The organism is Streptomyces sp. NPDC056296 (assembly GCF_042268605.1).
Lineage (GTDB): Bacteria > Actinomycetota > Actinomycetes > Streptomycetales > Streptomycetaceae > Streptomyces.
The window spans coordinates 1-19,992 of the sequence record NZ_JBHJRX010000083.1 but is presented as its reverse complement, the minus strand read 5'-3'; the positions used below and the strand labels follow the sequence as shown (position 1 = coordinate 19,992).

At 71.5% G+C, this 19,992-nt stretch carries 14 protein-coding genes; 3 read left to right on the top strand and 11 right to left on the bottom strand.

All coding sequences use genetic code 11. The features are described 5' to 3' along the window. Positions 1–144: 144 nt before the first annotated feature. On the bottom strand, positions 145–1,161 hold the full coding sequence (locus tag ACFCZF_RS37490) for a transglycosylase family protein (RefSeq protein ID WP_376675467.1): 1,017 nt from the start codon (positions 1,159–1,161) through the stop codon (positions 145–147). Between the two features lie 477 nt (positions 1,162–1,638). Here ACFCZF_RS37490 and ACFCZF_RS37485 point away from each other — a divergent pair, with 477 nt between their 5' ends. Then, positions 1,639–2,877 carry a cytochrome P450 gene (locus ACFCZF_RS37485; protein WP_376675466.1) on the top strand — a complete coding sequence of 413 codons (1,239 nt, stop codon included), beginning with the start codon at positions 1,639–1,641 and terminating at the stop codon, positions 2,875–2,877. A 5-nt stretch (positions 2,878–2,882) separates the two neighbouring features. Here the strand turns inward: ACFCZF_RS37485 and ACFCZF_RS37480 are convergent, their stop codons facing one another. The 5 genes from ACFCZF_RS37480 to ACFCZF_RS37460 all read right to left on the bottom strand — a co-directional run bounded on the left by ACFCZF_RS37480 (position 2,883) and on the right by ACFCZF_RS37460 (position 9,311). Continuing rightward, entirely contained in the window at positions 2,883–3,878 is a 996-nt protein-coding gene (locus ACFCZF_RS37480) for a nucleoside triphosphate pyrophosphohydrolase (RefSeq protein WP_376675465.1), read from the bottom strand. Between the two features lie 77 nt (positions 3,879–3,955). Beyond that, positions 3,956–4,603 carry a SurA N-terminal domain-containing protein gene (locus ACFCZF_RS37475; RefSeq protein WP_376675464.1) on the bottom strand — a complete coding sequence of 216 codons (648 nt, stop codon included), beginning with the start codon at positions 4,601–4,603 and terminating at the stop codon, positions 3,956–3,958. Between the two features lie 146 nt (positions 4,604–4,749). Continuing rightward, on the bottom strand, positions 4,750–6,240 hold the full coding sequence (gene pkaE / locus ACFCZF_RS37470) for a serine/threonine protein kinase PkaE (protein WP_376675472.1): 1,491 nt from the start codon (positions 6,238–6,240) through the stop codon (positions 4,750–4,752). Between the two features lie 38 nt (positions 6,241–6,278). Then, positions 6,279–7,007 carry a hypothetical protein gene (locus ACFCZF_RS37465; protein WP_376675463.1) on the bottom strand — a complete coding sequence of 243 codons (729 nt, stop codon included), beginning with the start codon at positions 7,005–7,007 and terminating at the stop codon, positions 6,279–6,281. Positions 7,008–7,151: 144 nt separating this feature from the next. Then, positions 7,152–9,311, bottom strand: a complete 2,160-nt coding sequence (locus ACFCZF_RS37460; RefSeq protein WP_376675462.1) for an N-6 DNA methylase — start codon at positions 9,309–9,311, stop codon at positions 7,152–7,154. Between the two features lie 191 nt (positions 9,312–9,502). Here ACFCZF_RS37460 and ACFCZF_RS37455 point away from each other — a divergent pair, with 191 nt between their 5' ends. Further along, the gene (locus tag ACFCZF_RS37455; protein ID WP_375908916.1) at positions 9,503–9,997 is read left to right on the top strand and encodes a hypothetical protein; all 495 of its coding nucleotides are present in this window, start codon (positions 9,503–9,505) and stop codon (positions 9,995–9,997) included. Positions 9,998–10,020: 23 nt separating this feature from the next. On the opposite strand, the gene ACFCZF_RS37450 is transcribed toward ACFCZF_RS37455, so the two are convergent. Further along, positions 10,021–10,764, bottom strand: a complete 744-nt coding sequence (locus tag ACFCZF_RS37450; RefSeq protein WP_376675461.1) for an N-acetyltransferase — start codon at positions 10,762–10,764, stop codon at positions 10,021–10,023. A 67-nt stretch (positions 10,765–10,831) separates the two neighbouring features. Beyond that, positions 10,832–11,608 (bottom strand): HNH endonuclease family protein, encoded by a 777-nt coding sequence (locus ACFCZF_RS37445; protein ID WP_376675460.1) that lies wholly within the window; start codon positions 11,606–11,608, stop codon positions 10,832–10,834. Positions 11,609–11,742: 134 nt separating this feature from the next. Here ACFCZF_RS37445 and ACFCZF_RS37440 point away from each other — a divergent pair, with 134 nt between their 5' ends. After that, on the top strand, positions 11,743–11,937 hold the full coding sequence (locus ACFCZF_RS37440; protein ID WP_121747470.1) for an antitoxin: 195 nt from the start codon (positions 11,743–11,745) through the stop codon (positions 11,935–11,937). Positions 11,938–12,081: 144 nt separating this feature from the next. Here the strand turns inward: ACFCZF_RS37440 and mfd are convergent, their stop codons facing one another. The 3 genes from mfd to ACFCZF_RS37425 form a co-directional block, all read right to left on the bottom strand. Next, a complete protein-coding gene (gene mfd, locus ACFCZF_RS37435) occupies positions 12,082–15,615 on the bottom strand; it encodes a transcription-repair coupling factor (RefSeq protein WP_376675459.1) in 3,534 nt (1,177 codons plus the stop codon). 592 nt (positions 15,616–16,207) lie between these two features. After that, positions 16,208–18,772, bottom strand: a complete 2,565-nt coding sequence (locus ACFCZF_RS37430) for an ABC transporter permease (RefSeq protein ID WP_376675458.1) — start codon at positions 18,770–18,772, stop codon at positions 16,208–16,210. Further along, a complete protein-coding gene (locus ACFCZF_RS37425) occupies positions 18,769–19,587 on the bottom strand; it encodes an ABC transporter ATP-binding protein (RefSeq protein ID WP_376675457.1) in 819 nt (272 codons plus the stop codon). The genes ACFCZF_RS37430 and ACFCZF_RS37425 overlap by 4 nt, the downstream gene beginning before the upstream one ends. Positions 19,588–19,992 lie beyond the last annotated feature (405 nt).

Here is a 19,992-nt window from a genome sequence, read left to right as displayed (position 1 = left end):
CGGCAGCCGGGGCCCGCGATGGCGAGCGGTCATGACCGTAGACACGCGCTCCGCGGATTTTCAAAGACGATCACGGCTTCTGAGACCTATCTCTCACGTGATCCAAAACGGGCATACAGTCTCGAACCATGACGCGAACTGCCCCTATTTTTCGCCCGATTCGCCCATGACCGTGAGCGTCTGACCGGGCAGGATGTGGTCCGGGTCGGCGCCGACGACCTCCTTGTTGCCGACGTAGAGCGAGCGCCACCCGCCGTCGAACTCAAGGGAGTCGGCGATGCCCCAGAGGCTGTCGCCGGAACGGACGGTGTACGAGCCGTCCGCGACCTCTCGCGACTCACCCTCGCCGCGCGAGGCGTGCCGCCCCGACGACTCGGCCGTACGGTCGTCCTTCGCGCCCTCGTCGGCGCTGTCGCCGCGATGACGGCCCGCGCCGGACTCCTCGGTGTCGGTGAGCGCCGAATCCTCGCCACTCTGCCCCGCCTTGTCCGTTTCGTCGATCGCCGGAGGGGCCGTGGGCGAAGCATCGGCGCCCTGGGAGCCGGCACTCTCCGTGGGCTTGGATTCGGGGGACGTGTCGGACTTGGTCGAATCGTCCCCGCTGTCCGACGTGGAGTCAGAGGTAGGGGACGAAGACGGCGAAGGGGACGAGGAGGGCGCGTCGGAGGTGGGTTCCGGCGACTCGGTCGTGCCGGACGGGTCAGGGGTGACCGACGCCTTGGGGGCTTCCGGCTCCGTCGACGTACCGTCACCCGTCGAACCGGTTCCGCTGTCCGTGGACGCCGAGTCGTTGCCCATGCCCGCGAGCAGGGCGCAGGTCGGCCAGGCGGCGATGCCCTGGTCCGCGTGCAGCCTCTCGGCGACTCTTATCTGCTGGGAGCGACTGGCCTGGTCGGCGCTCGGCGCGTACTCGGTGCCGCCGTACCGCTCCCAGGCGTCCTGGGAGAGCTGCAGGCCGCCGTAGTACCCGTTGCCGCTGTTCTGGCTCCAGGCGCCGCCGGTCTCGCACTCGGCGACGCGGTCCCAGTTCGCCCCGTCCGCCGCGTGGGCGCCGGTGGCGCCGAGAAGTGGGATCGCGATGGCGGAGCCGGTCACTCCGGCTGCGACGACCAGGGCGGGAGCCTGGCGGGGGCGGCGGTGACGACCGTTCCCGGAGAGCATGCGACGACCTTTCACGAGACAGCGGGGACCGCGCGGCGGGTGATGCTCGGCGCCACGCTGGTTCGTGAACGTATAGGCAGATGATCGCTTGTCACAAGTTCATGCCGCGCAGATCACGTGAAGATCACAGAGGTGAGCGCGTGTCACGTTTGAACGCCCCAGACGTCATTGCCTTCCTGTGTCGACACTCGCAGCATCAGTGCCGCTCGAACGGCGCGCATCGGCGTCTGCCCTTGGTTGGCCGCGGGCGCGGCCATGGCGATAGCTTTGAACACGTCAGCCCCTTCACGGCTGGCAAGGCCCCGGAGCTCTGGCCAGCTCTGGGGCCCCTTGCGTTTAGCAGGAATCTAACGCCCCACGGTGAGAGGACACCGACAAACAGGAGAATCTCCTACTCATCACCTATGTCACGATGTATCGGTTCTTCTCTCTGCCGCCACGGGCACAGGAGCCGTCCGATCCCGTTACGGTCGTACCGTGAACGTCCCGAGCTCCGCCCCCGAACTCTTCACCTGGGAGTTCGCCACCGACCCGTATCCGGCTTACGCCTGGCTGCGTCGACACTCCCCCGTCCACTGGACGAAACTGCCCAGCGGGGTCGAGGCATGGCTGGTGACCCGCTACAGCGACGCGCGCGAGGCTCTCGCCGACGGTCGGCTCTCGAAGAATCCCGAGCATCACGCCGAAGACGCCAAAGGGAAGAGCAAGACCGGCATTCCAGGTGAGCGCAGCGCCAATCTCATGACGCACCTGCTCAACATCGACCCGCCGGACCACACGCGCCTGCGCCGTCTCGTCTCCAAGGCGTTCACGCCGCGGCGCATCGCGGAATTCGCCCCCCGGGTACAGGAGCTGACGGACGACCTCATCGACGGTTTCGCCTCACGGGGCGAGGCAGATCTCATTCACGACTTCGCCTTCCCTCTCCCCATCTACGCGATCTGCGACCTGCTGGGCGTTCCCCGCGAGGATCAGCACGACCTGCGCGACTGGGCAGGCATGATGATCCGCCATGGCGGAGGACAGCGTGGCGGCGTGGCGCGCTCCGTCAAGAAGATTCGCGCCTACCTCGCCGAGCTCATCCACCGCAAGCGCGACGACCTCGGCGATGATCTGATCTCGGGCCTGATCCGGGCCTCCGACCACGGCGAACATCTCACCGAGAACGAGGCCGCCGCGATGTGCTTCGTGCTTCTGTTCGCAGGTTTCGAGACCACCATCAACCTCATCGGCAATGGCGTGTACACGCTAATGCACCACCCTCGGGAACGGGCTCGACTGCAGGAATCGATCAAGCGGGGTGAGACGGCGTTGCTGGACAGCGGCGTCGAGGAACTGCTCCGCTACGACGGGCCCGTGGAACTGGCCACCTGGCGCTTCGCCACCGCACCACTCGTCATCGGGCAGCAGCGCATCGCCCCGGGGGACCCCGTACTCGTAGTCCTCGCTGCCGCGAACCGCGATCCGGCGCGCTTCGGCGAACCGGACACCCTCGACCTGAACCGTCGTGACAACCAGCACCTCGGATACGGACACGGCATCCACTACTGTCTCGGCGCGCCTCTCGCCCGCCTCGAAGGCCGTACGGCTCTGGAGACCCTGCTACGGCGCCTTCCCGATCTTGAGCTGGCGACCGATCCTGATGACCTGCGCTGGCGGGGCGGGCTCATCATGCGAGGGCTGCGTGACCTCCCGGTGCGGTTCACTGCTGTCTGACCGGCTCAGCCCTCGGCTGCCTCGACCTCCCTGATCGCGTCCCGGTACGCCCGTGCCGCCGCTCTCAGTGCCGCCTCCGGGTCCGTGCCGTCGGCCTCGGCGCGGGCCGCCAGGGCCAGCAGTTCGTAGCCGATGCCCTCGCCTGCGGGCAGCGGGACCGGGAGGCCCGCCGTGCGCACCCGGGAGGCGAGCTTGGCGGCGAGGGCGAGGCCTGGCTGGCCGAGGGGGACGCCTTCGGTGACCGAGGTGCGCTGCTTCTCGGCCGCCTTGGTGCGCAGCCAGTGCTCCCTGACCTCCTCGGGGGTGGACGCCGTCTCCTCGCCGAAGACGTGCGGGTGGCGGTGGATCAGCTTGGCGACGATCGTGCCGGCCACGTCGTCGACGGAGAACGGCGCGTCGGGGTCCTCCTCCGCGATGCGGGCGTGGAAGACGACTTGGAGGAGTACGTCGCCCAGTTCCTCGCGGAGTTCGTCGCGGTCGCCGTCCTCGATCGCCTCGACGAGTTCGTACGCCTCCTCGATGGCGTACTTGGCCAGGCCCTTGTGGGTGCGCTGCGAGGACCAGGGGCATTCGGCGCGGATGCGGTCCATGACCTGGACGAGGTCGAGGAGGCGGGCGCCCGGGAGGTCGTAGGAGGCGGGGAGCAGCTCCAGGTCCGGCATGTGGACGCGGCCGGATCCGGCGAGGCGGGCAAGGCCGTCGGTGAGGGCGGGGTCGCCCTCGCCGGTCGCCACGACGACCACGGTGTGGCCGCCGGTGCAGGCGGCGACCAGTTCCTCGGCGGTCGGGGCCGTCTCGTCGACCCGTATGCCCGCCTCGCGCAGATACGGCAGCTGCGGGTGCGCGCCGTCGGCGCACAGCACGCGGTCGGCGGTGCGCAGGGCCTGCCAGGCGGGCCAGGACAGCAGGCCGGGGGCGACGCGGTGGCTGGTGGTGAGCAGGACGACGCGGCCGGGGTCGGGGGCGGTGCCGGGGGTGGTGTCGGCGGTGGTTGCGTTCACGATCAGAACGTAACGCACGCGGCCGACAGCCCCGTGAGTTGTCCACAGGGGGCGGCGGAGCGCCCCCCGCAGGACCGTTACGCCGTCTGCTGGGTCCGCGCCGCCGTGACCTCCCGCACCCACGGCACCTTGGTGTCGACGCGGCTGCTCTTCTGTACGTCCCAGGCGCCGTAGCGCGGGTTGAGGTCGACGTCGAGCTTCTCGGAGGCCTTGGACAGGGCCTCCCAGAACTCGGGGCGGCTGGTGTCGGTGCCGAGGCTCTCGGCGAGCTTCTGGGCCTCCAGCTGGAGGCGGAGGTTGTCGTCGAGGCGCTCGGGCGGGACGCCGTACTGCTGCAGCCAGACGGTCTCCAGCTCCTTGGCGCCGCCCGCCTGCTCCTCCAGGCCGCCGCGCATCTCCTGCACTTCCCTGCGGCTGACGCTCACGCCCGCGTCCTGGGCGGCGCGGTGCAGGACCCGGTCGAGGACCATGCCGTGCAGGGTGTCGCGGGTGAGGGTGCCGGTGCGGGCGACGACCTGCTGGTACTGGTCGTCGTCCGGGACGGCGGCCCGCTGGGCGTCGCGTACCTCGTCGACGCGGTTCTCCAGCTGGGCGACGGTGATCCGCTGGTCGCCGACCACGGCCGCGGCCCCCGGGTGCGCGTCGTTGCCGCACGCGGTGAGCAGGGGCGCCGCGGCGGCGATCGCGGCGGTGAACAGGAGCGCGGTGCGACGGCGGCGGTGCAAGTGAACCTCCCGTTGGAGATTGTGCGACGGTGCACAAAGTCTTGCGATGATCGATGGTAGGCAGTGGCCCGGCTCTGGCCAACCCATTCGACCAACGATTCACCAGGACTTCGGGCACCGCCGCGCCCCGGCCGGGGTGGTGGTCGTCAGCCGCGTACCTGGCCGAGCCACTGCAGGGTGCGCCGGATCTCGGCCGCGAGCGGGTGGCCGGGGCCGTGCAGGCGCTCCACGTCGTGCAGCAGCCGGGCCAGTGTCTCGTGGGCGGCGGCGCGGTCGCCGAGGGCGAGGAGCAGGTGGCCGATGCGGCGGCGGACGTCGTGGGCGAGGTCGGGGTCGCCGGCGACGTACTGGTTCTCGTAGTACGGCAGCAGCGCGCGGTACTCGGCGAGGGCGGCGGCCGGTTCGCCGAGCTGTTCCAGGCACTGGGCGGCGTCGTAGCGGTGGCGCAGGGACTGCGGGTCGGCCTGGCCCGCCTCGGCGGCGCGTTCGTCGGCCAGGCGGCGCAGCTCGGGCAGGGCGCGCCGGTACTGGCCGTCGTCCATGAGGGTGGCGGCGTACTGCCTGCGCAGGGTGCGGACGACCGGGGAGCGTTCGCCGTGCTGTTCGGCGGCGGCGGGCAGGATGGCGCCGAGGATGTCGACGGCCTGGGTGATGCGGCCCTCGCCGAGGAGGCGCTTGACGTCGTCGACGGCGCGTGCGACGTCCGGCTTCTCGGCCTCGGCGGCGGGCGGTACGGGGGCCGGCTGGGGCGCGGGGGTGCGTGCGCGGTCGGGCCAGGGGGCGTGCGGGCGGACGAAGGGGCGGGTGGGGTCGAGGGGCCCGCCCGTGGGCATGCCGCGCGCGGGCAGCAGCAGCGCCAGGTGCTCGTAGACCTCCTGGGCGGAGGCGGGGCGGTGCTGGGGGTCCTTGGCGAGCAGGCGCAGGACCAGGGCTTCGAGCGCCTCGGGGACCTCGGGGCGGATGCGGCGCACGGGCAGCGGCGGTTCGTACAGGTGCCGGTGGAGCACGCCGAGGGCGGTGGAACCGGCGAACGGGACGTCTCCGCTGAGCAGTTCGTGCAGCAGTACGCCGAGTGCGTACAGGTCGGTGTACGGGCCGACCGCGCCGCCCATCGCCTGCTCGGGCGCCATGTAGGCGGGCGAGCCTATGGGGGTGCCGGTGTGAGTGAGGCGGGTGGTGTCGGCGTCCATGACGGAGGCGACACCGAGGTCGAGGACGGTGACGGTGCCGTCCTGCTTCACCATCACGTTGCGCGGCTTGAGGTCGCGGTGGACGATCGGCACGGCGTGCACGGCGCTCAGGACGGCGCACAGCTGGGCCGCCACCGCGACGGCCCACTGCCAGGGGTACGGGTCCTGTTCGGCGAGGTGGTCGGAGAGGTCGGCGCCGTCGACGTACTGCATGACGAGGAACAGCTCCTCGCCCTCGCTGCCCGCGTCGTGCACGGTGACGAGGCCGGGGTGGTCGACCTGTGCGGTCACCCGGCACTCGCGCACGAACCGGCGGCGCAGTTCGTCGGCCTCCTGGCCGGCCACCTTGTCGGGGCGCAGCAGTTTCACCGCCACACGCCGGTCGAGGCGCCGGTCGTACGCCGTCCAGACCTGGCCCATGCCGCCCTGGCCGATGAGGGTGGACAGCTCGTACCGGTCGGCGACGACACGTCCTGTCGCCACGGTCACCGTCCGCCCTCGTGGTTGCCGTTGCCGTTGCCATTGCCATTGCCATTGCCGTCGTGCTTGCGCAGGTAGTCGCTGAGCTCGTCGAGCTCGGCGCGGACCTGGTCGATGCGGGCGGGGGTGGGGTGCTGGGGCGGCGGGGTGGGAGCGGGGCCCTGGGGCACGGGCGTCTGGGGCACGGGTGTCTGGGTCACCGGTGCCTGGGAGAGCGGTGCTTGGGAGACCGGTGCCTGGTGCATCGGTGTCCGGGGCGTCTGGAAGCCGGGGTGCGCGGGCTGCGGGGCCGGGGTGTGCGGGGGCTGCGGGACGAGCGTGGGTGCGTACGGTCCCGCGGGGTGCGTCGGGCCGTAGTGGGCGACAGGGGCCCCCGGCGGCGGGGCGTAGCCGGTGAACTGCCTCGGTGCGGCGTGCAGGCGTATGTCGAACACGAGGAAGTACGCGCTGGCCGCCGCTCCGATCAGCAGCAGGGCGGCCATGGCGACGTCCGTCCGGCGGTCGCCCTCCGGCAGCGAACCGACCACGGCGAGGCAGCCGATGGACGCCGGCAGGCTCAGCCAGGCCACGGTCCAGTCGAGCCCTCGGCCGCGCAGCACGGCGATCCGGAACAGCGGGACGCAGGCGAGCAGACCGCACGTCAGGAAGCCCGCGGCGGCGAACAGCACGCGCAGGGTGATGACGGTGGCCGCCCCGCGGGAGGGCGGCCGCCCGGCGGCGCTGTTGCCGTACATGACTGCTCCTGGACGATGATGCCGACGTGCCGAACGGACGAACGGGCGAACGGGGCCGTTCGGCGTGAAAGTCCGAGCGTATAGGCCGGGGCCGACAGTGGTCCCCGGTTGTACCGAACCGTTGCCGTACCGATCACCGGCAGGTCATCGACCGGGTGTCACCGTGCCGTCCGTGAGTCCGTCGTACATCCCGCGTACGAGCTGCTCGCCGAGGCGGCCCGCGAGCCTGAGCGCCTGTTCGAACTCGTCGAGGGCGCGGAAGCGGGTGCCGTAGCGGTGCTGGGCGTCGAGCGGGAGCCGGGGGAGCTGGAGGCGGCGGACGTCGAGGCGGGTGGCGGTGGAGGCGTAGCTGCTGGCCTGCCGGTTGTTGGCGGTGCCGCGCAGGAACCCGGCGAGGAACCAGGGGTCGAGCGCGGTGGGGTCGGGCCGCAGGAGGACGAGGCTGCGCCCCAGGGCGGCGCCCGCGGTGGCGTCGTCGATCACCCGCGCGACGGAGCCGCCGCCGAGTACCGGGACGACGACGTCGCCCGGTTCGGTCAGTACGGCTTCCTCTTCGCTCTCGGGGAGGGTGCCGGAGGGGGCGGTGCCGGCGAGTACGTCGTGGTCGGTGAGTACCGGCACGCGCGCGTGGCCGCCGTTTCCGCCGGTGCGCAGTACCAGGGCGCCGCCGCGGGCGAGTTCTCCGACCGTGGTGAGCGGCCAGCGGGGCGCGGGCTGCGTGGTGTCGGCGGCCGCGGGGGTGAGGTCGGCGGTCAGGCGCAGGGTCCGGCCGAGGCGCTCGCGTACGTCCGTGAGCCGTCCGGCGCCGTCGGCGGGCGCGGGGGGCGGCAGGTGGCGGGCGGGGGCGAGGTCGACGTCGTCGTCGAGGAGCTCGATGACGGGCAGGGAGCGGGCCAGGCCCGGCCGGTCGTCGAGGCGGCCGGCGCGGTCGAAGTCCCGCCAGGCGTCGAGTACGGCGTCCCGCACGGCCCGCCAGTCCGGTCCGCCGCGCCCCTCGCCGGCGAACCGCCCCACGTCGGCGAGCAGCACCTCGGGCTGCGCGGGTGCCTTCTCGGGCCGGCGCAGCACCCACAGGTGGAGCGGGATGTTGTACGGCGGTGCCGCGCCGACGGGCAGCGCGACCACGGCCCGCAGCGCGCCCCGGCGCAGCAGGTCGGCGCGGATGCGGCGGCCGGAACGGCGGGAGGCGGCGGCGGGCGGCATGAGGAGGACGGCCGTGCCGCCGTCCCGCAGGCGGGCGAGCGCGTGCTGCACCCAGGCCAGCTCGGACTCGGTGCGGGCCGGGAAGCCGTACTCCCAGCGGGCGTCGTAGGCGAGTTCGTCGTGGCCCCAGTTGCGTTCGTTGAACGGCGGGTGGCACAGGACGGCGTCGGCGCGCAGCTCGGGGAAGGCGTCGGCGCGCAGGGTGTCGCCGGCGGCGGCGCGGACGCCGGCCCGGGTGTGCAGGGCGAGCCGGAGTCCGGTGAGCGCGGCGAGGTCGGTGGCGCCGTCCTGCGCGTACAGCCGCTGGTCGGTCTGCTCGGGGCGGGGCGCGGGGCCGTCCGGCGCGGCGGCGCGCAGGAGGGCGCCGGTGCCGCAGGCGGGGTCGAGGACGGTGCGGGCGGGGCCGGCGAGGTCCGCCATGAGGCCGGCCAGGTCGGCGGGGGTGAGCGTGTACTGGCGGGGGTTGGCGTCGAGGTGCCGGCCGAGCAGGAACTCGAAGGTCTGCCGGGCCCCGAGCTCGGCGGCCAGTTCGGCCGTGCCACGGAGGAGGGGGGCCGAGGGGAGGACGGCGGGGCCGGTGGGGGTGTCGAGGGCGGGGGTGTGAACGGCGGTGGCCGCGCGGCCGTCGGGGGCGGTGTTCACAGGGGCCGACGCCCCTGCGGCCGAACCGGTGGCGGCGCTCCCCGCGCTCCCGCGGCGCGCCGCGGCCCCGAAGCGCGGCGTGAGTACCTGGTCCAGCGCCTCCGGCAGCATCGCGGCGAGCCGTTCGTCGGAACCGTCGCTCACTTCCAGCCAGAGCGTGGGGCGGTCGTGGATCAGCAGCAGGACGCAGCCGGCGTGTGTGAGCGCGGTGACCGGGCCCTCGGGGTGGCCGACGAGTTGCTGCCAGACCCGTTCCCGCAGGGGGACCTCGGCGAGTTTGCTGTGCTCGCGCAGCCAGCCCTCTACTTCGGCGAGGGCGAAGGAGGGGCTGGTCTCGGTGCCGCCGACCGGCTTGGGGAAGTCGGCGTGCCGACGGCGCCAGTTGCTCACGGCGGCCCGGCCGACACCGGCGAGCCTCGCGATCCCGGCGGCGGTCACTTCTGTCGCGTTGTCCTGCACCGCGCGGCTCCCCTCGTCCCTTTGTGTGACGGCGAGCATACCGACGTAAGCAGGTTCAGATCGATTCACGCGCGTGTACACATTCTTCCCTGTGAATCTGGTTGACTCGGTTCACACTGTCTGTTCTTATTGACCTCGCGAACGAGCGACCGCCTGATGTGGCGGTCGCCGCATTGGGAGGGGACACAGTCATGGGTATGAAGACCAAGGTCGCGCTGGGCGCCGTGGTGGGTCTCGTCGTCATCGGCGCGGTGTCGGCGAACTCCGGTGACGGGGGCGGCGACGGCAAGAGCGACAGCCGGACCTCCGCCGGCGCGAACGAGAAGCCCGGCGACGCGAAGGCGGACGGCGAGTCCGACGCGAAGGCGGACGCCAAGCCCGCCGAGGACAAGGCCGTCGAGAAGGCCTCCCAGGCCGAGCAGTTCAAGGCGTTCGTGCAGAAGAACGGAACGGCCGCGGAGCAGGACGCCGTCTCGCACGTCACCAAGGTCCAGGGCGCCGAGGAGCAGAACGACATCCTCGACGCGGCCGATGTCTACACCGACTTCACCGGCGGCATCATGGGCGAGGGCACCGGCCCCGCCAACCTCATCGCCTCCGCGTTCGCCGACTGGAAGCAGAGTGAGAACGGCCTCGTCACCGTGTACGACGCCGACGGCGAACTGCTCGGCAACGGCAACTTCTGACCGCCGCCCTCACCCGGCGCGGGTCACAGCGGGTGCCGCATCCACACGTTCGGCTCGACGTACACCGCGTATCCGCGCTCCGGCTCGCAGCGCACCGGCACCAGGGCGCCGGGGACCTCGACGTCCCCGGCGGTGTCGAAGGGCAGTCCCGTCCAGCGCCGCCACTCGTCCAGCGAGCCGGAGACGGTCATGGAGGCCGGAGCCACGGAGTCGAGGGTGGCGCCGGCCCGGGCGTGGACGCGCAGCCAGGGGTCGTGGGGCAGACCGTCGGGGCGCAGCCGCCGGGCGTACTCCTCGATGGGGGCGTGCGGTTCGAGATGCTTGGCGCTGGGGCGGACGGGGGCGACGACCTCGCGGAAGCCGCGGGCGCGGGCGTTGTCGCGCATGGCGGCGAGCATCCGGCCGGACAGGCCGAGCCCCTGGGCATGCGGGGCGACGGTGACGGAGATGGCGCTGACGGTGTCGGTGGGGACACCGCGGCGCAGGTCGCCGAAGGCCCAGACGAGCACCTCGCCCCAGCCCCGCGCGGGCAGCGTGCCGCGTTCCTCGGTGTGCAGGGCGAACGGCACGCTGTGGCCGTGGGCGACGACCTCGCCGTGCTCGTCCTCGGCGAACTGCACGTACTCGGGCAGTTCGACGGCGATGCGCGGGTAGTGGGCGTTGCCCGACAGGTCCTCGACCGCGAACGCGGGCCAGGTGTCCGCCATTTCACGGACCCGGTCCAGCATCTCCGGGCGCTCGGCGAGGCTCGATACCTTCAGCTCCATGGGGTCACCGTAGGCAGGAGGCCCGACGGACCGACAGCGGATTTCGCCGGCGCTCCCCGGGGCCGCTTCAGCCGCCGCACTGCCGCAGCATCGTCTCCCGGTCCGGTGCGGTGACCGCCAGTTCGTACTTGGCGGCGACCTGCGCGAAGCGGACGGCGTACGCGCACCGGATCGGCTTGGCGGGCGGAAGCCAGGAGGCCGGACCCGAATCCCGCTTGGCGGAGTTGGCGCGGCCCTGGACGGGGAGCAGGTTGAGCGGGTCGTTCGCGAGTTGTTCGCGTTTGCTCTCCGCCCACCGCGAGGAGCCCATCTGCCAGCTGTACGACAGCGGGACGACGTGGTCGACCTGGACCTCGCTCGCCTCCTGTTTGCGCCACTCGATGGTCGTGCCGGTGTACGGATCGTCCAGCGTCATGGCGACGACCACGCAGTCGGAGCCGGAGCGGAAGCGCAGGTCCTGGCCGTCGCGCCGGAGGAGGTCGTTGCGCGTGTCACAACCGTTCCGGGCGAGCGGCACGCCGTCGGCGGAGTCCATCCAGGCGTAGCCGAACTCGTCGCGGTCGTACCCCGTCCTGGGGCCGCGTCCCTTGGTCTTCAGGCCCTCGATGAGCCCCCGGGCCGTCGCCTCGTTCGGGTCGCCCGTGACCGGGGCGAGGCCGGGGTCGGTTCCGTCCGGGTTGCGCAGCGGGCTGACGGCCTGTCCCGCGGTCGGCGCCTCGGCGCCGCCGCCCGCGGACGAGGTGCCGTCGCCCTCGCCCCCGAGGCCCTCGCATCCGGTGACCAGGGTCAGGGCAAGGGCCGCGACCGCGGCCCAACCGGTACGGATCCTGCTGTGCCGCCTCATGCGTGCCCTCCCCTTGCCGTTCGCCGGTATCACCGTAGCGACGCAGAGGTCCAGACCATATTGGGCTTTATTGGGCATGTGGGGCATATCTGTCGTACGGTCGACAGTGAGTCACGCCTCGGAAGGAGCTCTGCATGGGCATCCTCGACAAGATGAAGAGCATGGCCGGCAAGGACAAGGACAGGTCAAGGAAGATGTCCGACGCCGCCGAGCAACAGGTCAACAAGAGGACCGGTGGCAAGCACGAGAAGCAGGTCGACGCCGCGCAGCAGCAGGCCGAGGGCAAACTCGGCTTCGGGCGCGAGCGGGGCGGCCCCGACCAGCAGTAGCGCACTCCCGCACCTCGAAGCCGTCCATGGGCCTGTCCCCGTGGACGGCTTCTTGGACGGCTCCGTGGACGGCTCCCTGGACGGCTTCCTGGACGGCTTCTCGGACGGCTTCTCGGACGGCTTCTTCAGCGGGCGAGCGGGTGGCTACGCACCCGGGATCGAGGTCAGGAACTCCCCCACCCAGCCGAGCAGCTCGCGCCCGACCAGCGGCTTGCCGCCCACCTTCGCGGTCTTCGGGCGGGGTACGAGGACCTGGTGGGCGCCCGCCTTGATGACGCTGCCGGGGTAGAGCCGCTTGAGCCTCAGTTCCTGGGACTCGCGCAACTCCACGGGCGCGAAGCGGATGTTGTTGCCCTGAAGCACGATGTCGCCGACGGCGCACGCCCGCGCGAGCATGCGCAGGCCCGCGACCAGCAGCAGGTTCTCCACCGGTTCCGGCAACTTGCCGTAGCGGTCGACGAGTTCCTCGCGTACGGCCTTGATGTCCTCCTCGCTGTTGGCGGAGGCGATGGACCGGTACGCCTGGAGCCGCAGCCGCTCGCCGGGGGCGTAGTCGTGCGGGACGTGCGCGTCGACCGGCAGCTCGATCTTGACCTCCAGCGGCGGCTCCTCCTCCACACCGCCCTCCAGGGAGGCCCGGTAGTCGGCGACGGCCTCGCCGACCATCCGCACGTACAGGTCGAAGCCGACGCCCGCGATGTGGCCGGACTGCTCGCCGCCGAGCAGGTTGCCGGCGCCGCGGATCTCCAGGTCCTTCATCGCCACGTACATGCCCGCGCCCATCTCGGTGTGCTGGGCGATGGTCGCGAGCCGCTCGTGCGCGGTCTCGGTCAGCGGCTTCTCCGGCGGGTAGAGGAAGTACGCGTAGCCTCGCTCCCGGCCTCGGCCGACCCGGCCGCGCAACTGGTGCAGCTGGCTGAGACCGAAGTTGTCGCCGCGCTCGACGATGAGGGTGTTGGCGTTGGAGATGTCGATGCCGGACTCGACGATGGTCGTGGAGACCAGCACGTCGAACTTCTTCTCCCAGAAGTCGACGACGACCTGTTCGAGGGCCTGTTCCGACATCTGGCCGTGGGCGGTGGCGATGCGCGCCTCGGGGACGATCTCGCGCAGCCGGGCCGCCGCGCGGTCGATGGACTCGACGCGGTTGTGGATGTAGAAGACCTGGCCCTCGCGCAGCAGCTCGCGGCGGATGGCGGCGCCGATCTGCTTCTGCTCGTAGGGGCCGACGAAGGTCAGCACCGGGTGGCGTTCCTCGGGCGGGGTGGTGATCGTCGACATCTCGCGGATGCCGGTGACCGCCATCTCCAGGGTGCGCGGGATGGGTGTGGCGGACATGGTCAGGACGTCGACGTTGGCCCGGAGCTTCTTCAGCTGCTCCTTGTGCTCGACGCCGAAGCGCTGCTCCTCGTCGACGATGACCAGACCGAGGTCCTTGAACTTGGTCTCGGAGGAGAAGAGGCGGTGGGTGCCGATGACGATGTCCACCGAGCCCTCGCGCAGACCCTCCAGGGTCGCCTTCGACTCGGTGTCGGTCTGGAAGCGGGACAGCGCCCGCACGTTCACCGGGAACTGGGCGTACCGCTCGCCGAACGTCCCGAAGTGCTGCTGCACCAGCAGGGTCGTCGGCACGAGTACGGCCACCTGCTTGCCGTCCTGGACGGCCTTGAAGGCGGCGCGGACCGCGATCTCGGTCTTGCCGTAGCCGACGTCGCCGCAGATCAGGCGGTCCATGGGGACGGTCTTCTCCATGTCCTCCTTGACCTCGGCGATGGTGGTGAGCTGGTCCGGGGTCTCCGCGTAGGGGAAGGCGTCCTCCAGCTCGCGCTGCCAGGGGGTGTCCGCGCCGAACGCGTGCCCGGGTGCCGCCATCCGCGCGCTGTAGAGCTTGATCAGGTCGGCGGCGATCTCCTTGACCGCCTTCTTCGCACGGGCCTTGGTCTTGGTCCAGTCGGCGCCGCCCAGGCGGTGCAGGGTGGGGGCCTCGCCGCCGACGTACTTGGTGATCTGCTCCAGCTGGTCGGTGGGGATGTAGAGGCGGTCGCCGGGCTGGCCGCGCTTGGCGGGGGCGTACTCCACGACCAGGTACTCGCGGGTGGCGCCCTGCACGGTGCGCTGGACCATCTCGATGTAGCGGCCCACACCGTGCTGCTCGTGGACGATGTAGTCGCCCGCCTCCAGGGTGAGCGGGTCGATGGTCTTGCGGCGCCGGGCCGGCATCCGGGCACCCTCGCGGCCGGCGGCCTTCTGCCCGGTCAGATCCGTCTCGGTGAGCACGGCGAGCTTGAGCGCCTGGTCGACGAAGCCGTAGTCGATCGAGCCGCAGGAGACGTGCACGACGGAAGGGCTGAGGGTGCCGAGGTCGTTGTCGAGGCGGGCCGCGATGCCCTCGCCGCCGAGGACCTCGACGGTGCGGGCGGCCGGGCCGTGGCCCTCGGTGACGTAGACCGCGCGCCAGCCGTCGGCGAGCCAGCCCTTGGTGTCGGCCAGCGCCTTGGCGGTGTCGCCGCGGTAGGTCTCGGGGGCGTGCATGCCGAGCTTGAGGGTGTCGGCGTCGTCCAGCGCGTCGTCGGCGGCGAACGGCGAGACCGACCACCACATCATGTCCAGCTCGCGGGCCCGCTCCCGGACGTCCGCGATGGACCACAGGGAGGCCGCGTCCACGTCGATCGGCGCCTCGCCGCCGCCCGCAGTGGCCGCCCAGGACGCCTGAAGGAACTCCTGGCTCGTCGCCACGAGGTCGGCGGCGCGCGTCCGCACTCGCTCCGGGTCGCAGACGAGCGCCATGGAGCCCTTGGGCAGCACGTCCAGCAGCAGTTCCATGTCGTCCACGAGGACGGGGGCCAGGGACTCCATGCCCTCGACGGCGATGCCCTCGGCGATCTTGCCGAGCAGTTCGCCCAGCTCGGGGTGGTCCTCGGCGAGGACCCGGGCGCGCTCCCGCACGTCGTCCGTGAGCAGCAGCTCGCGGCAGGGCGGGGCCCACACGCCGTGCTCGGCGACCTCCAGGGAGCGCTGGTCGGCGACCTTGAAGTAGCGGATCTCCTCGACGTCGTCGCCCCAGAACTCGACGCGGAGGGGGTGCTCCTCGGTCGGCGGGAAGACGTCCAGGATGCCGCCGCGCACGGCGAACTCGCCGCGCTTCTCCACCAGCTCCACGCGCGCGTACGCGGCGGCTGCCAGGGCCTTGACGATCTCGTTCAGGTCGGTGCTCTGGCCGGAGCGCAGGGCGACCGGCTCCAGGTCGCCGAGGCCCTTGACCTGGGGCTGGAGCACGGAGCGTACGGGGGCGACGACGACGGAGACCGGGCCGGTCTCGGGGTCGTCGGGGCGGGGGTGGGCCAGGCGGCGCAGGACGGCCAGGCGGCGGCCGACGGTGTCGCTGCGGGGGCTGAGGCGCTCGTGCGGGAGGGTCTCCCAGGAGGGGTACTCCACGACGCCCTCCGGGGGCAGCAGGGAGCGCAGGGCGGCGGCCAGGTCCTCCGCCTCGCGTCCCGTCGCGGTCACCGCCAGTACGGTGCGGCTCGTCTCGCGGGCCAGCGCGGCGACCGAGAAGGCGCGGGCCGCGGGCGGGCCGACCAGGTCGACGTGCATGCGGTTGCCGTCTGCGGCCGCCGAGATCGCTTCCGCGAGGGCGGTGTCCTTGACTACGGCGTCGAGCAGACCGTGCAGGCTCATGGAGGGGGCGCTTCCGTCCTGGGGTGCGGGGTGCGGGGTGCGGGGTGCGGGGTGCGGGGTGCGGGTGCTGGGGTGGACAACACGAGTGCCCCGGCGGTGTGAGGGCCGGGGGTGTCCAGCGTACGACGCTGCGCGGGCCGGTGTCGGAGCCTGTGGATGACGCCGGGTGCGTGGTGGCCGGCGCCACGGTGGCCGTACCAGGGGGCTCCGCCCCCTGGACCCCCGGCCTTTGCCCACCCCACCACCCGACTCGGTCGGCCGAAAGGGGACCCTCGGGGCGACGGCCGCCTCGGACGGCCGGAAAGGACCCGGCGCGGAGCGCCCGGACGGACGGAAACAACCCGGCGCGGAGCCTGCGGGACGGACGGAGAGGGCCAGCGCGGACACCCGGACGGAGGGATGAGGCCAGCGGCGCGGAACCCTCGAACGGACGGAAAAGGCCGGCGGGCGCGGAACCCCTCGAACGGACGGAAAAGGCCGGCGGGCGCGGAACCCCCGGCGCGGACGGAAAAGTGCCCGGCGCCGGAAGTCCCGTAGGACTTTCGGTGCCGGGCGTTCCCCCGCAACCCCCGTGTGCGGTGGCTGTCGGGTGCTACTCCGTCGCGATGGCGTTCAGGACGTTCATGCGGCCCGCCCGGAACGCCGGGACCAGGGCGGCGAACAGGCCCACGAAGGCCGAGCCGATGAAGACGCCGATGATCGTCGGCCAGGGGATGTCGAGGACGTTCAGGCCCTCCAGGGCGAGCAGCTTCTGCGCCGTGGCGCCCCAGCCCATGCCCAGCCCCAGGCCGAGCAGGGCACCGAAGAGGGCGATGACGACGGACTCCATGCGGATCATGCGACGCAGCTGGCGGCGGGAGAGACCGATCGCCCGCATCAGACCGATCTCGCGGGTCCGCTCGACCACCGACAGCGCCAGCGTGTTCACCACACCGAGGATCGCGACGATGATCGCCAGGGCGAGCAGGCCGTAGACCATGTTCAGCAGCTGGCCGACCTGGTCCTTCAGCTCCTGCTTGTAGTCGGTCTGGTCGGCCACCTGGTACTGCGGGTACGCGTCCAGCGACTTCTTCAGCGCCGCGTACGCCTGGTCGCTCCTGCCGTCCTCGGCCTTGGCGAACATGATCGTGTTCGGCGGGATACTCTCCGCCGGCAGGTACTTCCGCATCGTCTCGATGCTGATGTACCGCGCGCCCTGGTCGATGGCCACGTCGTCGTCCGTGATCGCGGCGACCTTGAGCTCGGCGGTCTCGCCGCCCTTGAAGGCGACGGAGATCGTGTCGCCGACGTGCACGCCGTGCTTCTTCGCGTAGTCCGCGCCGACCGACATGGCGTCGGTGCCGTAGGCGGCGGAGAGCTTGCCCTCGGTCGTCGCGCGGTTCACGTCCTCGGCGTAGGTCGGATCGGCGGCCGTTACGCCGTCGTCGTCCTTCTTGCCGTCGGGCGAGGTCAGCGTGGCGTCGAGCATCTTGTAGCGGGTGACGTGCTCCAGGTGGGGCGTGTCCTGCATCGCCTTCTCGGCCTGCGGCACGATCCGCTGGTTGCCCTGGACGATGAAGTCCGCGCCGACGGTCTTGTCCAGCTCGCTGGTGGCCGAGGCGACCATGGAGGAGCCGACGACGGACAGGCACGCGACCAGCGCGAGGCCGATCATCAGGGCGGCCCCGGTGGCGCCGGTGCGGCGCGGGTTGCGCAGGGCGTTGCGCTCGGCCAGGCGGCCGACCGGGCCGAAGGCCCGCAGCAGGACCGCGCTGATCACCCGGACCACGAAGCCCGCGAGCAGCGGGCCGATGACGACGAAGCCGATGAGGGACAGCACGATGCCCGCGCCGAGCATCAGCGAACCCTCGCTCGCCTTGTCGGCGGCGGCCGCCGTGAACAGGGCCGCGGCGCCGGCGCCGGTGAGGACCAGGCCGATCAGGCCGCGTATCCAGCCGGCCTTGCCGTCGGCCGGCGTACCGGCGTCGCGCAGGGCTGCCATCGGGGAGATCTTGCCGGCGCGGCGGGCCGGCAGGTAGGCGGCCAGGACGGTGACCACGATGCCGAGGACCAGGCCGACCACGGGGGTCGCCGTCTTGACGGTCAGGTCGTCGGTGGAGAGGTTCATCCCCGCCGCCGACATCAGCTTCATCAGACCGACGGCGATTCCGACACCGGCCGCGACGCCGAGGATCGAGCCGACGATGCCGAGGAGGAGGGCCTCGACCAGCACCGAGCGGTTGACCTGTCGGCGGGAGGAGCCTATGGCCCGCATGAGGCCGATCTCGCGGGTGCGCTGGGCGACCAGCATGGAGAAGGTGTTGATGATCAGGAAGATGCCGACCAGGAACGCGATTCCGGCGAAGCCGAGCATGGCGTACTTGATGACGTTCAGGAACTCGCCGAGTTCCTTGCGGTTCTCGTCGGAGTTCTCCTTCGCCGTCTGCACCTTGTAGGTGCCGTCCATGACCTGGGTGACGCTCTGCTTGAGCTGTGCGTCGGAGACACCGGCCGCGGCGGCGACGTTGAGCTGCGTGAACTTACCGGTGGCGCCGAGCAGTTCGCGCTGGGCGGTGGGCGTGTCGAAGTAGACGACGGCGGCACCGGGGTTGGTCACCGTGAAGGACGCGATGCCGACGATCTCGGCCTTGAAGTCGCCGGTCTGCGAGATGGTGCGCAGTTCGTCACCGAGCTTCAGGTCGTGCTTGTCGGCGGTGTCGGCGTCGACCATCAGCTCGGTGGGCCCGCGCGGGGCGTGCCCGGAGGTGATCTCCATCGACCGGAGGTCGTTCTTCGTCCAGTTGCCGGCGATCGTCGGGGCGCCGCTGGTCGCGCCCACGTTGTCGTTGTCACTGTCGACGACGGTCACGTTCATCAAACTGACCATGCCCTCGGCCGACTTGACGCCCTCGGCCGCCCGGACCCGCTCCAGTGCGGACGCCGGCAGCGATTCGGGCACGCCGTTCTGCGGGGCGTCGTCGCTCTTGGCCTCCTTCGGCATGACCGTCACGTCCGATGAGGTGACCGCGAAGAGCTTGTCGAAGGTGGTGTTCATGGTGTCCGTGAACACCAGGGTGCCGCAGACGAACGCCACCGACAGCAGCACCGCCACCGCCGAGAGCGCCATACGGCCCTTGTGCGCGAGGAAGTTGCGCATCGAGGTCTTGACGACGGTCATGACGTGCGCCCCCGGGCGTCGAAGTTGGGGGTCTGGGGGTGTCCCCCAGAAAAGCGCAGCATGCGGTCCAGGACCGCGTCCGCGGTCGGCTTGTGCATCTCGTCCACGATCCGGCCGTCGGCGAGGTACAGCACCCGGTCCGCGTAACTGGCGGCCACCGGGTCGTGGGTGACCATCACGATGGTCTGGCCCAGTTCGGTGACCGACCGGCGCAGGAAGCCCAGTACCTCGGCGCCGGCGCGCGAGTCGAGGTTTCCGGTCGGCTCGTCACCGAAGATGATCTCGGGCCGCGCGGCCAGTGCCCGCGCCACCGCGACCCGCTGCTGCTGGCCGCCGGAGAGCTGGGTCGGCCGGTGCTTCAGCCGCCCGGCGAGTCCCACGGTCTCCACGACCCGGTCCAGCCACGCGCGGTCGCACTTGCGCCCGGCGATGTCCATGGGCAGCGTGATGTTCTCCAGCGCGTTCAGCGTCGGGAGCAGGTTGAACGCCTGGAAGATGAAGCCGATCCGGTCCCGGCGCAGCTGGGTGAGCTTCTTGTCCTTCAGGCCGGTGATCTCGGTCTCGTCGAGGTATATCTGCCCGCCGGAGACGGTGTCCAGGCCGGCCAGGCAGTGCATCAGCGTGGACTTGCCGGACCCCGACGGCCCCATGATCGCGGTGAACTGGCCGCGGGCGATGTCCACGTCCACGTGGTCGAGGGCGACCACCCGGGTCTCGCCCGATCCGTACGCCTTCACGACCTGTCGAGCTCGCGCGGCAACGGCCGTACGCCCTCCGGTGCCCCCGTGCGTGGGAATACTTACGGCCGATGTCATGTCAAGTCTCCTATGTCGGTCATCAGATGCGCCACCGGTGTCGCCGGCGGGCGCTGAGCGGTACCGGTAGACCAGGTGAACGTGGTGCCGTCGTGCGTGCGTCGTCCTGCTACGTCGAAGAGTCTGGCCGGAACCGGAGGTCGACCGCGCTGGTGTTCAGCGCACTCTTTTGCTGGGGAAAACCCCACCCCCGCGGGTCCGGTTCGCCGCCCCCCAGCGGCGTAAGGCCAGATTAAGGACGCCACCGGGCCCGTCTCGTCCTCCGTCGGTACGAACCCTCCCCAGGCCGTAGTACGGAGGTACCCCTAGGGGCAATGCCGTTCGGTTAGGGGTTCGATCGGCAGTGCAACTTGCGGCGTTTCGGCTGGTGATATGGGTGCAGCCCTTGTAGTGGTTCTCGGGTCC

Coding starts and splice junctions, on each gene's coding strand:
- ACFCZF_RS37490 (WP_376675467.1), bottom strand. CDS start 1,161: ATGCTCTCCGGGAACGGTCGTCACCGCCGCCCCCGCCAGGCTCCCGCC.
- ACFCZF_RS37465 (WP_376675463.1), bottom strand. CDS start 7,007: ATGTACGGCAACAGCGCCGCCGGGCGGCCGCCCTCCCGCGGGGCGGCC.
- ACFCZF_RS37455 (WP_375908916.1), top strand. CDS start 9,503: ATGGGTATGAAGACCAAGGTCGCGCTGGGCGCCGTGGTGGGTCTCGTC.
- ACFCZF_RS37450 (WP_376675461.1), bottom strand. CDS start 10,764: ATGGAGCTGAAGGTATCGAGCCTCGCCGAGCGCCCGGAGATGCTGGAC.
- ACFCZF_RS37445 (WP_376675460.1), bottom strand. CDS start 11,608: ATGAGGCGGCACAGCAGGATCCGTACCGGTTGGGCCGCGGTCGCGGCC.
- ACFCZF_RS37440 (WP_121747470.1), top strand. CDS start 11,743: ATGGGCATCCTCGACAAGATGAAGAGCATGGCCGGCAAGGACAAGGAC.
- mfd (WP_376675459.1), bottom strand. CDS start 15,615: ATGAGCCTGCACGGTCTGCTCGACGCCGTAGTCAAGGACACCGCCCTC.
- ACFCZF_RS37430 (WP_376675458.1), bottom strand. CDS start 18,772: ATGACCGTCGTCAAGACCTCGATGCGCAACTTCCTCGCGCACAAGGGC.
- ACFCZF_RS37425 (WP_376675457.1), bottom strand. CDS start 19,587: ATGACATCGGCCGTAAGTATTCCCACGCACGGGGGCACCGGAGGGCGT.